Below are 15,317 nucleotides of genomic sequence, written 5' to 3'. Positions count from 1 at the left end.
CAAGAGGCCGCCGATGATCCCGCGTTATGCCCGCAAAGAGATGGTCGACATCTGGGAACCCGCAACCAAGTTCAAAATCTGGTACGAGATCGAGGCGCATGCCTGCGACGCTCAGGCCGAGCTGGGCGTGATCCCGAAAGAGAATGCCGAGGCCGTCTGGAAGGCCAAGGATGTCGAGTTCGACGTCGACCGCATCGACGAGATCGAAGCCGTCACCAAGCATGACGTGATCGCCTTTCTGACGCATCTGGCCGAACATGTTGGATCGGAAGAGGCCCGTTTCGTCCATCAGGGCATGACCTCGTCCGATGTGCTCGACACCTGCCTCAACGTGCAGCTGGTGCGCGCCGCCGACATCCTGCTGACCGATCTCGATAAGGTTCTGGCGGCGCTGAAGAAGCGCGCCTACGAGCATAAGGACACGGTTCGCGTGGGCCGCTCGCACGGCATCCATGCCGAGCCCACGACGATGGGCCTGACTTTCGCGCGCTTCTACGCCGAGATGGACCGCAACAAGGCGCGCCTTCAGGCCGCCAAGGAAGAAGTCGCGACCGGCGCGATCTCGGGCGCCGTCGGCACCTTCGCCAATATCGACCCGCGCGTCGAAGAACATGTCTGCAAGATGCTCGGCCTCAAGCCGGAGCCGATCTCGACGCAGGTGATCCCGCGCGACCGTCACGCGATGTTCTTCGCGACGCTCGGCGTGATCGCCTCGTCGATCGAGAACGTCGCGATCGAAATCCGCCACATGCAGCGCACCGAAGTGCTCGAAGGTGCCGAATTCTTCTCGATGGGCCAGAAAGGCTCGTCGGCGATGCCGCACAAGAAGAACCCCGTCCTGACCGAGAACCTCACCGGGCTCGCCCGCCTCGTACGGATGACCGTGATCCCGGCTATGGAGAACGTGGCCCTCTGGCACGAGCGTGACATCTCGCACAGCTCGGTCGAGCGTGGCATCGGCCCCGACGCGACGGTGACGCTCGATTTCGCGCTGAACCGTCTGGCAGGCGTCGTCGACAAGATGATCATCTACCCCGAGAACATGCTCGCGAACATGAACAAGTTCCCCGGTCTGGTGATGAGCCAGCGCGTTCTGCTGGCGCTGACGCAAGCCGGCGTGTCGCGCGAAGACGCCTATGCGATGGTGCAGCGCAACGCGCTCAAGGTCTGGGAAGAGCGCGTCGATTTCCGCGAACAGCTGCTCGCCGACAAGGATGTCGTGGCCGCTCTCGGCGTCGACGGCATCAACGAGAAGTTCGACATGGGCTACCATACCAAGCATGTCGACACGATTTTCGCCCGCGTTTTCGGCGAATAATCGAGAAACAAGCCCGTTCCGCGCCGCCTATGTCAGCCGACTATAGGCGGCGCGTGCGATTCGGGCTTACCCTAGGGCATCTAGCAAAGGGAGATTGCAGATGACCCGAACCATCCTTGCAGCCGCCGTGCTGATCCTCGCTCCTCTGGCCGCGTCAGCCGAGTGCTTTAGCGGCCATCAGGCTTCCATGTCCTGCCCGCAGGGCCAGGTCTGGGACAAGGACGCGAATGCCTGCGTCCTGCAGTCCAGCTAACCGCTGAGACGGTAATCCCGTCTTAACGGCCTCCGTGCAAAGCTGACCGCGAAACCGCATTGGCCGCCCGCGCGGCCGGTGCCCAGCACGGAGGTTCTCGCGGTGAATGCGATCGCGCCCATGGCGCTCGGTCATATGGCCGGGTCCGACTCGGCTGGCGACAAATCCGCCCGGCCAAGGCCGCTTACGCGGCGCCAGAAAGCTGCGATCATCGTGCGGCTGCTCGCCTCCGAAGGGCTGAAATTGCCGCTGACGGAGCTGAGCGACGATCATCAGACCGAACTGACCGAGGCTGTGGCACAGCTGCGTCTGGTCGACCGCGCTACCATAGCTAGCGTGGTGGAAGAGTTCTGCGAAGAATTGGAAGCTGTCGGCATCGCTTTTCCCGGCGGGCTGGAAGGCGCGCTGTCGCTGCTCGACGGGCAGCTCTCGCCCTCGGCCTCGAACCGGTTGCGCAGGCTGGCCTCCGGCTCCTCGCGCGCCGATCCGTGGCAGCGGATCGCGGGCCTCACCGCCGAGGTGCTTCTGCCGGTGCTGGAAGGCGAAAGCGTCGAAGTGGGCGCGGTGATGCTGTCGAAGTTGTCGGTCGCGAAATCTGCCGAACTGCTTGGGCTGCTGCCGGGTGAGAAAGCGCGGCGGATTGCCTATGCGGTCTCGCTGACCGGGAATGTCGCGCCCGAAACCGTGCTGCGGATCGGTCAGGCACTCGCGGCGCAGCTGGATGCCGCCCCGCCCAAGGCCTTCGATTCAGGGCCGGTGGAACGGGTGGGCGCGATCCTGAACTACTCGGCTTCGGCCACCCGCGACGCGGTGCTCAAGGGGCTGGAGGAAGAGGACAAGACCTTCGCTGACGAGGTGAAGAAGGCGATCTTCACCTTCGCCAATATCCCCGCCCGCATCGATACACGCGATATCCCGAAAGTGCTGCGCGTGGTCGACCAGGCGCAGCTGACCGCCGCGCTTGCCGGGGCGACCGGCCCGTTGCAGCCCGCGGCGGAGTTCATCCTCACCAACATGTCCCAGCGCATGGCGCAAAGCTTGCGCGACGAGATGGCGAATCTGGGAAAGGTGAAAGAGAAAGACGCCGAAGAGGCGATGAGCGCGGTCGTCGCCGCAATCCGCGAGATGGAAGCCGCGGGAGAGATCTTCCTCGTCGCGGAGGACGACGATTGAGCGAAAGATTCTGTCGCCGCGCCCCGTTTGGCGCCACTCTTCGCGCCAAAGCCGCACCCTGCCCCGCAATGTTATCGCAAACACCGCGTGTTTACGCTAACATACTGTTTCAAAACCTTTTCCCGAATTGCATGCAATGGTATCCAGCGCCGAAATCACGCGCTTCGGAGAGATCATCATGACCGTCACCATCGGGATCAATGGCTTCGGCCGCATCGGGCGCTGCACGCTCGCGCACATCGCGGAAGCCGCGCGCAATGACGTGCAGGTCGTCAAGATCAACGCCACCGGCCCGATCGAGACCAATGCGCATCTCCTGAAATACGACTCCGTCCACGGCCGGTTCGGCGGGCAGGTGAAAGTGGCGGGCAACACGCTCGACCTCGGGCGCGGCCCGATCGACGTGATGTCGACCTATGACCCGGAAGAACTCGATTGGGACGGCGTCGATGTCGTCCTTGAATGCACCGGCAAGTTCAACGCCCGCGACAAGGCCGCCGTCCATCTGGGCCGCGGCGCGAAGCGGGTTCTGGTCTCCGCCCCTGCGACCGATGTCGACAAGACCGTGGTCTACGGCGTGAACCATCGCGAGCTGACGCCCGCGCATCACGTCGTCTCGAACGGGTCCTGCACCACGAACTGCCTCGCGCCGCTCGCCAAGGTGCTCAACGACACGATCGGCATCGAATCGGGCGTGATGACGACGATCCATTCCTATACCGGCGATCAGCCCACGCTCGACCGTCGCCACAAGGATCTCTACCGCGCCCGCGCCGCGGCAATGGCGATGATCCCGACCTCCACGGGCGCCGCGAAAGCCCTCGGCGAGGTGCTGCCCGAATTGCAAGGCCGCCTCGACGGCACCGCGCTGCGCGTCCCGACCCCCAATGTTTCCGCGGTCGATCTGACCTTCGAGGCGCGCAAGACCGTCACCCGCGACGAGGTGAACGAGATCGTCCGCGAGGCCGCCGCCGGCTACATGGGTATGGTGCTGGGCTACGACCCCGAGCCGAAGGTCTCGATCGACTTCAACCATACGCAGCAATCCTCTATCTTCGCGCCGGACCAGACCAAGGTCGTGGGCAAGCTTGTCCGCGTTCTGGCCTGGTACGATAACGAATGGGGGTTCTCCTGCCGCATGGCCGATGTGGCCGGGGCGATGGGGCGACTCGTGCACTGACGCGCCAAACAAGGGCGCGCGAAGGGGATAGATGACCAATCGGATCGCGCTCTGGCTTGGGGCCCTCCTCATTTTGCTCATTTTGGCGGATGTGTTTGCCGATGACGGCCGCATCCTGCTGTTTCTGGCGAAAAAAACTGCCGATCTCGTTCAATATGTCGCTTTCTGGCGCTAGCATCGGGCTGCACCCCGTTGACCTTTGGCGCTGAACGCGCTTGTTAGCGTTAACGGAAGACCTGCCCGTGCAACTCCCTGCCGGGCAGCCAGCCAGAGGAGACGGATATGACGGTTAAAGTTGCCATCAACGGGTTCGGTCGCATCGGCCGCAACGTGCTGCGCGGGATCATCGAGTCGGGGCGCACCGACATCGAAGTGATCGCCATCAACGATCTCGGCCCGGTCGAGACGAACGCGCATCTGCTGCAATTCGACTCCGTGCACGGCAAATTCCCCCATGAGGTCACGACCGGCGAAGACTGGATCGATGCCGGCCGCGGCAAGATCAAGGTCACCGCAATCCGTGACCCGAAAGAACTGCCCTGGGGCGATGTCGATGTCGCGCTGGAATGCACCGGCATCTTCACCGCGCGCGACAAGGCGGCCTTCCACCTCGAGAACGGCTCGAAGCGCGTTCTGGTCTCGGCCCCCGCCAGCGGCGCCGACAAGACGATCGTCTTCGGTGTGAACGATGGCGCGCTGACCAAGGACGATCTGGTCGTCTCGAACGCGTCCTGCACTACTAACTGCCTCTCGCCCGTCGCCAAGGCGCTGAACGACGCGATCGGGATCGAGAAGGGCTTCATGACCACGATCCACAGCTATACCGGCGATCAGCCGACGCTGGACACGATGCACAAGGATCTCTACCGCGCCCGTGCGGCCGCGCTGTCGATGATCCCGACCTCGACCGGCGCTGCGAAAGCCGTGGGTCTGGTGCTGCCGGAACTCAATGGCAAGCTCGACGGCGTTGCGATCCGCGTGCCGACACCGAATGTCTCGGTCGTCGATCTGGTCTTCGAGGCCGGCAAGGACACCAGCGTCGAAGAGATCAATGCCGCGATCAAAGCCGCCGCTGACGGCCCGATGAAAGGCATCCTCGGCTATACCGACAAGCCCAACGTCTCGAGCGACTTCAACCACGACCCGCATTCGTCGATCTTCCACATGGACCAGACCAAGGTCATGGAAGGCCGCATGGTCCGTATCCTGAGCTGGTACGACAACGAATGGGGCTTCTCGAACCGCATGGCGGACACCGCCGTCGCGATGGGCAAGCTGATCTGAGCGTGATCGGGGCTCTGCCTCGGGACATCGCGAAAAAGTCGAAGGGGCGGTCCATCTTGGGCCGCCCTTTTTCGTTCACCCTTCACACACGGCTCGCAGAGCATGCACGCACCCTCTCACCCGCGCCGCGAGCCTTGATGCATGGTGATAGAACCCTTTGAAATCCGGGACGTTTTGGGGCCATGGAGCGCGCCGCCCGGCGCCTCCGCCTTAGCTGAACCCCGTCACGAAAGGGAATATCCCATGGAACGCAGCAAGAAATTCCTCGCCCTCGCCCTCTCCTCCGCGCTGATCGCGGGCCCCGCGAGCTTTGAGATGGCCAATGCCGCCACGACCAACGCCAGCAGCAATTCGAGCGGCACCGCGATGCAGAGCGCGCAGAGCCAAGGCAATGACGCGGTCTCGCAGACCACGGCAAGTTCGACCGACAAGGACTTGCTGACTACGGTAAATGACGCCTACACGGCGATGCGCGAAGTGCGCGCGGCGCGTCTGGCGATCTTCGATGGCAATACCGACATGGCGACCAAGATGACCAAGGACGCCACTGCGAAAATGCAGTCCGCCGAGAAGGCCGAGAGCAAATGGGGCGTGCCCTCGAAAGCGGGCAAGAAAGGCGTGACCTACCTGCCCTTCGACAGCTCCATCGCGCTTGGCGAAAGCTTCACGGTCACGCCGGATAACCAGAAAGCGGTCGGCAAGGCCAATCAGCAGATGGCGCAGGGCAACGCGAAAGCCGCGGCCAAAACGCTGAAGGACAACGATATCGACGTGTCGATTTCGGCGGCGATGGTGCCCGCGAAAGCGTCGCTCGCCCATCTGCAGGACGCCTCCAAGCTCATCAAATCGGGCAATTACTACGAGGCGAACCTTGCGTTGAAAGGCGTCGAGGACTCCGTTGTGATCGACCAATGGGGTCTCGATAACCTGCCGCAGCAGGCGGGCAACGCCACGAAATCCTCGGCAAATGCGAGCGGCAGCACTCAGATGCAGCAGAAATCGCAGCAGAGCGGCACGTCGGGCAACGCCGCCTCGAACGGCTGATCAGCGGTTGGCGTAAGCCTTGACCAAGGCATCGCGCACGGCGGGGGTGACGAATTTCGAGACATCCCCGTCGAGCCGCGCGATCTCCTTCACCAGCTTCGAGGCGATCGCCTGACGCCGTGCATCGGCCATCAGGAACACCGTCTCGACCGATGCGTCGAGCGCGCGGTTCATCCCGACCATCTGGAATTCATATTCGAAATCGGCCACCGCGCGCAGGCCGCGCACGATCACGCTCGCGCCGACATCCTTGGCGCAGTCGATCAGCAGGTTTTCGAAGGGGTGGACCACGATCTCGCCGCCGCGGCGGTCGGTGATCTTCGCGCATTCGTCCTGAAGCATGGCGACGCGTTCCTCGAGCGAGAAAAGCGGCCCCTTGTCCCGGTTGATCGCGACCCCGATCACGAGCCGATCCACCAGAGCCATCGCGCGCTCGATAATATCGAGGTGGCCCAGCGTGACCGGATCGAAAGTTCCGGGGTAAAGACCGATCCGCATGGCATTCTCCCTCGTCGCCCGCCAAAAAGCTCAGCGCACGCAACTATATTGCGTGGCTAAATGCAAGCGAGAAGGTGCCGCAATGCGGCATCAGTTGCCCATGATCATGCCCTGAAGCGACTCTTTCTCCATATGGAGCTCGTTCAGACGCGCCTTGACCACGTCCCCGATCGAGATCACGCCGACCATCTTGCCGTTCTCGCGCACGGGCATGTGGCGGAAGCGGCCCTCGGTCATCAGGCTCATCACCTCTTCGGTGCTGTCCATCGGGGCGCAATGCTTGACGTCGCGGGTCATGACATCACTGGCGGTCATCACCAGACAATCCGCACCGCGCCGCGCGATTTCACGCACAACATCGCGTTCCGAGACGATCCCGTCGACGGTTTCCCCGTCTTGCGAGACGATCACCGCACCGATGCGTTTCGAAGAAAGCGTGGCAATCACCTCGCTCAGCTTCATGTCGGGGGCGACGGTGAAAACTTCCATCTCGCCCTTGTTCTTGAGAATCTGCATAACCTGCATCGGCGTCTCCCTGAAAAACGTCGTCTAAACCCAAGCGTCCCACTGCTTTCATAGATTTGTCAACGGCTTTGCGGTTCACGGGGCCGCCAGTTATATTTCAACCGCAGCGTGTTCGAGCCGCGCAACCTCGTCGCGAAGCCCCTGCCCCAGCGCTTCGGCGAAGCGGGTCAGGCGCTCGGATCGGCGGTCATCGGCGTGGCGGATCAACCAAAAGGCGCGGTTCAGCCGGATCTCGTCGCCCAGCACCCGTTGAACGCCCGGCGCAAAGGGGATCGCAAAGTCATGGACGATGCCAACGCCCGCGCCCGCCTCGATCATCCGGGTTTGCACGGCCGCTGAATTCGACGCCAGCCCCATCACCTCGGCCTCGGTCTCGGCGAAGTAATCCAGCTCCTTGTCGAAAATCATGTCGGGGATGTAACCGATCATCCGGTGATGGCGCAGATCCTCCTTGCAGGTGATCGGCGGCGCCTTCGCGAGATAGTCGCGATGCGCGGCGAGGCTGAGGTGATAGTCGCTCAGCTTCTGCACGGTCAGGCGCCCCGCGGTCGGGCGCGACACCGCGATCGCCATATCCGCCTCGCGTTTCGAGAGGTTGAAGACCCGCGGCAGGGCGACGACCTGGATCTCCAGCCCGGGATTGTCCTCGGCGATCTTCGCGCAGACCTGGGGCAGAAGGTAATTCGCGCAGCCATCGGGCGCGCCGATCCGCAACTGCCCCGTCAACTGGCCCGCGATGCCGGAGAGCTCCTCATCGGCGCCCGCGAAGACCTGCTCCGCCGCTTCGGCATGCGGCAGGAGCCGGTCGCCCGACTCGGAGAGCGCATAGCCCTGCGGCGATTTCACGAAAAGCTTCGCCCCCACCCCCTCTTCGAGCCGCGCGATGCGCCGCCCCACGGTGGCCGCGTCCAGCTTCAACCGCCGCCCGGCGCCCGACAGGCTCTCGGCCCGTGCGACGGCAAGGAAAATCCGCAGGTCGTCCCAGTCCATATCGCGCCCCTCTTTGCAAAAATGCAAAACGCTTTTGAACTACTTCCTCTTTTATGCTCAATTTCGCAAGGCTAGAGTGCGCCCAAGCTAAGATTATCTGTAGGAGGAGCGTCTCATGGAAGAAATCGGTCACTGGATCAACGGCAAGCGCGTTGCGGGCACTTCGGGCCGCTTCGGCGAAGTCTTCAACCCCGCCACTGGCGAGCAGATCGCCAAGGTCGCGCTGGCCACCCCGGCCGAGCTGGATGCCGCAATCGCGGACGCCGCGAAAGCGCAGCTGGAATGGCAGAAGGTCAACCCGCAGCGCCGCGCCCGCGTGATGATGAAATTCGGTCAGCTGATCGAGCGCGACATGGACAAGCTCGCCGAGGCTCTGTCGAAAGAGCACGGCAAGACCATCCCCGACGCGAAGGGCGACGTGCAGCGTGGCCTCGAAGTGATCGAGGTCTGCATGGGCGCGCCGGCGATGCTCAAGGGCGAATACACGGGCGACGCAGGCCCCGGTATCGATCTCTACTCGATGCGCCAGCCGCTGGGCGTCGTGGCCGGCATCACGCCGTTCAACTTCCCTGCCATGATCCCGCTGTGGAAAATGGGCCCGGCACTCTCGGCCGGTAACGCGATGATCCTCAAGCCGTCCGAGCGCGTGCCGACCACCGCGATCATGCTTGCGGAACTGGCGCAGGAAGCCGGTCTTCCCGACGGCGTGCTGCAGGTCGTCAACGGCGACAAGGAAGCCGTGGACACGATCCTCGATCACGAAACGATCCAGGGCGTGGGCTTCGTGGGTTCGACGCCGATCGCGCAATACATCTACGGTCGTGCGGCCACCAACGGCAAGCGCGCGCAATGCTTCGGTGGTGCGAAGAACCACATGATCATCATGCCCGACGCGGACATGGACAAGGCCGCCGACGCGCTGATCGGCGCGGGCTACGGCGCCGCTGGCGAACGCTGCATGGCGATCTCGGTTGCGGTTCCGGTGGGCGACGGCACCGCGGATGCGCTGGTCGAGCGTCTCGTGCCGAAGATCGAGAAGCTGAAAGTCGGCCCCTATACCGGCGGCGACGACGTGGATTACGGCCCCGTCATCACCAAGCAGGCGCAGGAGCGGATCAAGTCGCTCATCAATTCGGGTGTCGATCAGGGCGCGAACCTCGTGGTCGACGGCCGCGACTTCTCGCTGCAGGGCTATGAGGAAGGCTTCTTTGTCGGCCCGTCGCTCTTCGACAACGTCACCCCCGACATGGACATCTACAAAGAGGAAATCTTTGGCCCGGTCCTGTCGATGGTGCGCACGAAGTCCTATGACGAGGCGCTCGATCTGGTCATCGACAGCCCCTACGGCAACGGTACCGCGATCTACACCGCCGATGGCGATGTGGCACGCGACTTCGCGGCGAACGTCAATGTCGGCATGGTCGGCATCAACTTCCCGATCCCGGTTCCGCTGAGCTACTACACCTTTGGCGGCTGGAAGAAGTCGGCCTTCGGCGACCTCAACCAGTACGGCCCGGACGCCTTCCGCTTCTACACCAAGACCAAGACCGTCACGGCGCGCTGGTTCTCGGGCATCAAGGACGAAGGCGCGGCGCTGAACTTCAAGGCGCTCGACTGATCGTCAGGCGGGGCGGTTCGCGAACCGCCCTCCCCCACGCATAAGAAAACGCCCCGCCGATGGACGGGGCGTTTTTCATGGGAAGGTCGGCGCGCTTCAGTCGATGTCCCAGTCATCCTCATGCGAGACGCCGCCCAGTGCCAGCCAATCCGCACGCACCCGCGCCACACGGCTGTCGCCCCAGGTGCGGAAGACGATCACGAAGCCCTCGGGCGTGACGCCGTCGCTGGAGATATCCATCCGCGAATTGTGCTTGCCGTCCACGTCCCACATCGACAGCGAGACCTGCACCATCGGGGTCGCGCGGAACGGCTCGGGGAAGGCAACCTTCTTGCGCAACTCGCGCGGGCCCTCGCCCGTCCACATCGCGCCGCCATCCTGATAGTCGGAGAACAGCACGAGTGAGCCGCGTTGCATCCCCAGACGGTGGCTTTCGATCGTGATCATCGCGAGAGGGCCTCTTTCTTTCAACCTGAGGCAGAGCTTACCGCAACTGCGGACAATAAAAAGCCCCGGAAAATCCGGGGCTTCCTAAATCTTTTCGCAAGAGGTCTCAGCTCAGCATATGCGAGCCGAGGGCCTCCATGTCAGCCAGAAGCTTCGCGGTCATGTCGGCCACCGAAGGATGCGCCTCGTCATGGACGCGGCGGGCTTCCTCGATCAGGCGATCGTGGACTTCCTTGGTGAACTCTTCCGCGGGCAGCGAACGTTCGGCCAGAACCGTGATCCCCTCGGGGGTGATCTCGGCGAAGCCACCCGTCACCGCGTAGCTCTGGGTTTCCGACCGCGTCACCATCGTCAGCTTGCCGGGACGCAGCGTGGTCAGCATCGGCGCGTGGCCGGGCATGACCGTGAGGTCACCATCCGCACCAGGCACCATGACCTCGACCGCCGCCTCTTCCGAGGCCAGCTTGCGCTCGGGCGCAACGAGATCGAATTGCATCGTGTCGGCCATAATGCCTCCTTACGCCGCAGCGGCGAGTTTCTCGGCTTTCGCTTTCACGTCCTCGATGCCGCCAACCATGTAGAAGGCTGCTTCGGGCAGGTGATCGTATTCGCCTGCAACAACCGCCTTGAACGACTCGATGGTGTCTTCGAGCGGAACCTGAACGCCGTCCGAACCGGTGAACACTTTCGCAACGTCGAAGGGCTGCGAGAGGAAACGCTGGATCTTACGGGCACGAGCCACGGTCAGCTTATCCTCTTCGGACAGTTCGTCCATACCGAGGATGGCGATGATGTCCTGCAGAGCCTTGTAGCGCTGGAGGATCTCCTGCACCTGACGGGCGACCTTGTAGTGCTCTTCGCCGACGATGCCCGGATCGAGGATACGCGAGGACGAGTCCAGCGGGTCCACAGCCGGGTAGATGCCGAGTTCCGAGATCGCACGCGACAGAACGGTCGTGGCGTCAAGGTGGGCGAAGGTGGTGGCCGGAGCCGGGTCAGTAAGGTCATCCGCGGGCACGTAGACGGCCTGGATCGAGGTGATCGAGCCGGCTTTCGTCGAGGTGATGCGCTCCTGCATCGCGCCCATGTCGGTGGCCAGCGTCGGCTGGTAGCCCACTGCCGAGGGGATACGGCCCAGAAGTGCGGACACCTCGGAACCCGCCTGCGTGAAGCGGAAGATGTTGTCGACGAAGAACAGAACGTCGGTACCCGACTGGTCGCGGAACTGCTCTGCCAGGGTCAGGCCGGTCAAAGCGACACGCGCACGCGCACCCGGAGGCTCGTTCATCTGGCCGTAGACCAGAGCCACCTGCGAGCTCGACAGATCGTCGGGCTTGATGACGTTGGATTCGATCATCTCGTGGTAGAGGTCGTTCCCTTCACGGGTCCGCTCGCCCACACCGGCGAACACGGAGTAGCCCGAGTGCACCTTCGCGATGTTGTTGATCAGCTCCATGATCAGAACGGTCTTGCCGACGCCAGCGCCGCCGAACAGGCCGATCTTACCACCCTTGGAGTAGGGTGCGAGCAGGTCGATGACCTTGATGCCGGTCACGAGGATTTCCGAGGCGGTCGCCTGGCTCTCGAAGTTCGGCGCGGGCTGGTGGATGGCGCGGGTTTCTTCCGCTTCCACGGGGCCCTTCTCGTCCACGGGCTCGCCGATAACGTTCAGGATGCGGCCGAGGGTGGCGTTGCCGACCGGCACCGAGATCGGCTTGCCGGTGTCTTTCACGCCGGCGCCGCGCACGAGACCTTCGGTCGCGTCCATTGCGATGGTACGCACCGAGTTTTCGCCGAGGTGCTGAGCCACTTCGAGAACGAGGCGCTTGCCGTTGTTCTCGGTTTCCAGCGCGTTGAGGATCGCAGGCAGCTCGCCGTCGAACTGCACGTCGACGACGGCGCCGATGACCTGGGTCACTTTACCATTGCTTGCCATGTCTGTCTTTCTCCGGTTCCGTCAGAGCGCCTCGGCGCCCGAAATGATTTCGATGAGTTCCTTGGTGATCGCGGCCTGGCGCGTGCGGTTGTATTCGATCGTCAGCTTGTCGATCATATCGCCCGCATTGCGCGTCGCAGAGTCCATCGCAGACATCCGCGCACCTTGTTCCGAGGCACCGTTTTCCAGCAGAGCCGTGAAGATCTGCGTGGCGACCCCGCGCGGCAGCAGATCCTCGAGGATTTGCGTCTCGCTGGGTTCGTAGTCGTAATTGACGCTCGGCGTTTCTTCGCCCTCTTCCGGTTCATAGGAAGCGGGGATGATCTGCTTCGCGGTCGGGCGCTGCGCGATCACGCTCTCGAAGATCGAGAAGAAGATCGTCGCGACGTCGAACTCGCCATTGTCGAAGCGACCGATCAGGTCGCGGGCGATCTTCTGCGCGTCGTCATAGCTCAGGCGTTTGACGTCGCTCAGATCGACGTGGCCGATGAAGTACTGACCGTATTCACGGCGCAGCGCATCGCGGCCTTTCTTGCCGACGGTGAGGATCTTCACCTCTTTGCCCTCGGCCAGCAGCTTGTCAGCCGTCTGGCGCGCGAGCTTCGCAATATTGGCGTTGAAGCCACCGCACAGGCCGCGTTCGGCGGTCATGACCACCAAAAGCTGCACCTTGTCCGAACCGGTGCCCGAAAGCAGGCGCGGCGCGTTGTCCCGGCCCTGGACCGAACTTGCGAGCCCCGCCATCACGGAGTGCATCCGCTCGGCATAGGGGCGCGCAGCTTCGGCCGCTTCTTGAGCGCGGCGCAACTTTGCGGCGGCGACCATTTGCATCGCCTTCGTGATCTTCCGCGTGTTCTTGACGCTTCCGATCCGGTTTTTAAGGTCCTTAAGGCTGGGCATGTCCCTGTCCTTTCAGGCCAATCACGCGTAGGTCTTGGCGAATTCGTCGATAGCGGCTTTCAGCTTGTCGGCCGCGTCACCCTTGATCTTCGGATCCTCGTTCGTGAGCCAGTCGAGGATGTCCTTGCGCGAGTTGCGCAGGTAATCCAGCAGACCCTGTTCGAACTTGCCGACCTCGGAAACCGGGATGCTATCGAGGAAGCCGTTGGTGCCGGCGAAGATGACGGCCACGATTTCCGCGTTGGTGAGCGGCGAATACTGCGGCTGCTTCATCAGCTCGGTCAGGCGCGCACCACGGTTCAGCAGCTTCTGAGTTGCGGCGTCGAGATCCGAGCCGAACTGAGCGAAGGCCGCCATTTCGCGATACTGTGCCAGTTCCAGCTTAACCGGGCCTGCCACGGTCTTCATCGAGTTCGTCTGAGCCGACGAACCAACGCGCGACACCGACAGACCGGTGTTCACGGCGGGACGGATACCTTGGTAGAACAGTTCCGTCTCGAGGAAGATCTGACCGTCGGTGATCGAGATCACGTTGGTCGGGATGAAGGCCGACACGTCGCCGCCCTGGGTTTCGATGACCGGCAGAGCGGTCAGCGAACCTGCGCCGAAGTCTTCGTTCAGCTTCGCCGAACGCTCCAGCAGGCGGGAGTGCAGGTAGAACACGTCGCCCGGGTAGGCTTCGCGGCCCGGCGGGCGACGCAGAAGCAGCGACATCTGACGATAAGCGACAGCCTGCTTCGAGAGGTCATCATAGATGATCAGCGCGTGCATGCCGTTGTCGCGGAAGTATTCCGCCATCGCGGTCGCGGTGTAGGGCGCGAGGTACTGCATCGGCGCGGGGTCCGACGCGGTCGCGGCGATCACGGTGGTGTATTCGATCGCACCGGTCTCTTCGAGCTTCTTCACCAGCTGCGCCACGGTCGAGCGCTTCTGGCCGATCGCGACGTAGAAGCAGTGCAGCTTGTTGGACGGATCAGCGTCGTTATACGACTTCTGGTTCAGAATGGTGTCGAGCGCGATTGCGGTCTTACCGGTCTGACGGTCGCCAATGATCAGCTCGCGCTGGCCACGGCCGATCGGGATCATCGCGTCAACCGACTTGAGGCCAGTCGCCATCGGCTCGTGAACCGATTTACGCGGGATGATGCCCGGAGCTTTCACGTCGGCGACGCGACGCTCTTTCGCTTCGATGGCGCCTTTGCCGTCGAGCGCGTTGCCGAGACCGTCGACCACGCGGCCGAGCAGCGCTTCACCGACCGGCACGTCCACGATGGAGTTCGTGCGCTTGACGGTGTCGCCTTCTTTAATGTCTTGGTCCGAACCGAAGATCACGACACCGACGTTGTCGGTCTCGAGGTTCAGTGCCATCCCGCGGATACCACCGGGGAATTCAACCATCTCACCGGCCTGGACGTTGTCGAGCCCGTAGACGCGCGCGATACCGTCGCCAACCGACAGCACGCGACCGACTTCGGCCACTTGGGCGTCCTGCCCGAAATTCTTGATCTGCTCCTTGAGGATCGCAGAAATCTCAGCTGCTTGGATGCCCATTTATCCGACCTCTTTCATGGCGTTCTTGAGAGAAGCGAGCTTCGAACGGATCGACGTGTCGACCATGCGCGAGCCCAGCTTTACGATCATGCCACCGATGAGGCTTTCATCGACGGCGGTGTTCAGTTTGACGGTCTTGCCCGTCTGGTTTTTCAGCACTTCGGCGAGCTTCTTGGCCTGTGCGGCGCTGAGCTTGCTGGCCGAGGTGACATCTGCGGTCACTTCGCCCTTCTCGTCCGCGATCAGATCCGACAGCGCCTTGAGCAGCTGCGGCAGCACGAAGAGACGACGCTTGGCGCCCATCAGCTGCAGGCCGTTCTTCATCGGGTCCGACAGACCCATCTTGGCTGCCAGAGCGCCGATTGCAGCTGCCTGCTGGTCGCGCGTGTAGACCGGCGATGCAATCACCTCACGCAGCTCGTCAGAGCCAGCCAGCGCCTCCGACAGCGCGGAGACATCGGCTTCGAGCGCGGCGAGGGCATTTGCTTCGCGCGAGAGTTCAAAAATGGCCAGCGCATAGCGGCCGGCGATGCTTGCGGAAATCGAAGCTGGTTCGGACACGTCCACCCTTCCGATGCGTTTTGCCCCGACCCGGAACAG

Annotated in this window: 17 protein-coding genes; 8 read left to right on the top strand and 9 right to left on the bottom strand. The window is 62.9% G+C overall.

What is annotated here, in order from left to right; all coding sequences use genetic code 11:
• Window positions 1–13: 13 nt before the first annotated feature.
• The 7 genes from purB (at window position 14) to BMI88_RS05415 (ending at window position 6,252) form a co-directional block, all read left to right on the top strand.
• The gene (gene purB / locus BMI88_RS05440; protein ID WP_078546667.1) at window positions 14–1,318 is read left to right on the top strand and encodes an adenylosuccinate lyase; all 1,305 of its coding nucleotides are present in this window, start codon (window positions 14–16) and stop codon (window positions 1,316–1,318) included.
• Window positions 1,319–1,418: 100 nt separating this feature from the next.
• Window positions 1,419–1,571 carry a chitin binding peritrophin-A domain-containing protein gene (locus BMI88_RS19475; protein WP_146673477.1) on the top strand — a complete coding sequence of 51 codons (153 nt, stop codon included), beginning with the start codon at window positions 1,419–1,421 and terminating at the stop codon, window positions 1,569–1,571.
• A gap of 120 nt (window positions 1,572–1,691) precedes the next feature.
• Window positions 1,692–2,744: a FliG C-terminal domain-containing protein gene (locus BMI88_RS05435; RefSeq protein ID WP_146673511.1), complete on the top strand. Its 1,053-nt coding sequence runs from the start codon at window positions 1,692–1,694 to the stop codon at window positions 2,742–2,744.
• A 178-nt stretch (window positions 2,745–2,922) separates the two neighbouring features.
• Window positions 2,923–3,924: a type I glyceraldehyde-3-phosphate dehydrogenase gene (gene gap, locus BMI88_RS05430; protein ID WP_078547294.1), complete on the top strand. Its 1,002-nt coding sequence runs from the start codon at window positions 2,923–2,925 to the stop codon at window positions 3,922–3,924.
• 31 nt (window positions 3,925–3,955) lie between these two features.
• Complete coding sequence (locus tag BMI88_RS05425) at window positions 3,956–4,099, top strand: glyceraldehyde-3-phosphate dehydrogenase (RefSeq protein ID WP_078546665.1); 144 nt, start codon at window positions 3,956–3,958, stop codon at window positions 4,097–4,099.
• Window positions 4,100–4,206: 107 nt separating this feature from the next.
• Window positions 4,207–5,208 carry a type I glyceraldehyde-3-phosphate dehydrogenase gene (gene gap, locus BMI88_RS05420; RefSeq protein WP_078546662.1) on the top strand — a complete coding sequence of 334 codons (1,002 nt, stop codon included), beginning with the start codon at window positions 4,207–4,209 and terminating at the stop codon, window positions 5,206–5,208.
• Window positions 5,209–5,451: 243 nt separating this feature from the next.
• Window positions 5,452–6,252, top strand: coding sequence for a YfdX family protein (locus BMI88_RS05415; protein ID WP_168173946.1), 801 nt, complete (start codon window positions 5,452–5,454; stop codon window positions 6,250–6,252).
• Here the strand turns inward: BMI88_RS05415 and coaD are convergent, their stop codons facing one another.
• The 3 genes from coaD to BMI88_RS05400 all read right to left on the bottom strand — a co-directional run bounded on the left by coaD (window position 6,253) and on the right by BMI88_RS05400 (window position 8,265).
• Complete coding sequence (gene coaD, locus BMI88_RS05410) at window positions 6,253–6,750, bottom strand: pantetheine-phosphate adenylyltransferase (RefSeq protein ID WP_078519395.1); 498 nt, start codon at window positions 6,748–6,750, stop codon at window positions 6,253–6,255.
• A gap of 90 nt (window positions 6,751–6,840) precedes the next feature.
• Window positions 6,841–7,275: a CBS domain-containing protein gene (locus tag BMI88_RS05405; RefSeq protein ID WP_078539502.1), complete on the bottom strand. Its 435-nt coding sequence runs from the start codon at window positions 7,273–7,275 to the stop codon at window positions 6,841–6,843.
• A gap of 90 nt (window positions 7,276–7,365) precedes the next feature.
• Entirely contained in the window at window positions 7,366–8,265 is a 900-nt protein-coding gene (locus tag BMI88_RS05400) for a LysR family transcriptional regulator (protein WP_078519397.1), read from the bottom strand.
• A 115-nt stretch (window positions 8,266–8,380) separates the two neighbouring features.
• Between BMI88_RS05400 and BMI88_RS05395 the strand changes: the two genes are divergently transcribed.
• Window positions 8,381–9,883 carry a CoA-acylating methylmalonate-semialdehyde dehydrogenase gene (locus BMI88_RS05395; RefSeq protein WP_078546658.1) on the top strand — a complete coding sequence of 501 codons (1,503 nt, stop codon included), beginning with the start codon at window positions 8,381–8,383 and terminating at the stop codon, window positions 9,881–9,883.
• Window positions 9,884–9,979: 96 nt separating this feature from the next.
• On the opposite strand, the gene BMI88_RS05390 is transcribed toward BMI88_RS05395, so the two are convergent.
• From BMI88_RS05390 to BMI88_RS05365, 6 genes are all read right to left on the bottom strand, one after another.
• Window positions 9,980–10,330, bottom strand: coding sequence for an H-type lectin domain-containing protein (locus tag BMI88_RS05390; protein WP_078546656.1), 351 nt, complete (start codon window positions 10,328–10,330; stop codon window positions 9,980–9,982).
• Between the two features lie 106 nt (window positions 10,331–10,436).
• On the bottom strand, window positions 10,437–10,838 hold the full coding sequence (locus tag BMI88_RS05385) for a F0F1 ATP synthase subunit epsilon (RefSeq protein ID WP_078519400.1): 402 nt from the start codon (window positions 10,836–10,838) through the stop codon (window positions 10,437–10,439).
• 9 nt (window positions 10,839–10,847) lie between these two features.
• Window positions 10,848–12,266: a F0F1 ATP synthase subunit beta gene (gene atpD / locus BMI88_RS05380; protein WP_078546654.1), complete on the bottom strand. Its 1,419-nt coding sequence runs from the start codon at window positions 12,264–12,266 to the stop codon at window positions 10,848–10,850.
• 21 nt (window positions 12,267–12,287) lie between these two features.
• On the bottom strand, window positions 12,288–13,166 hold the full coding sequence (locus BMI88_RS05375; protein ID WP_078546652.1) for a F0F1 ATP synthase subunit gamma: 879 nt from the start codon (window positions 13,164–13,166) through the stop codon (window positions 12,288–12,290).
• Window positions 13,167–13,187: 21 nt separating this feature from the next.
• Window positions 13,188–14,717, bottom strand: a complete 1,530-nt coding sequence (gene atpA / locus BMI88_RS05370) for a F0F1 ATP synthase subunit alpha (protein WP_078539506.1) — start codon at window positions 14,715–14,717, stop codon at window positions 13,188–13,190.
• The gene (locus BMI88_RS05365; protein WP_078546650.1) at window positions 14,718–15,278 is read right to left on the bottom strand and encodes a F0F1 ATP synthase subunit delta; all 561 of its coding nucleotides are present in this window, start codon (window positions 15,276–15,278) and stop codon (window positions 14,718–14,720) included.
• Between the last annotated feature and the right edge of the window lie 39 nt (window positions 15,279–15,317).

This window comes from Thioclava sp. F36-6 (genome assembly GCF_002020305.1).
Lineage (GTDB): Bacteria > Pseudomonadota > Alphaproteobacteria > Rhodobacterales > Rhodobacteraceae > Thioclava > Thioclava sediminum.
Note: the sequence above shows the minus strand (reverse complement) of the source record. Positions and strands in the feature narration are given on the sequence as shown.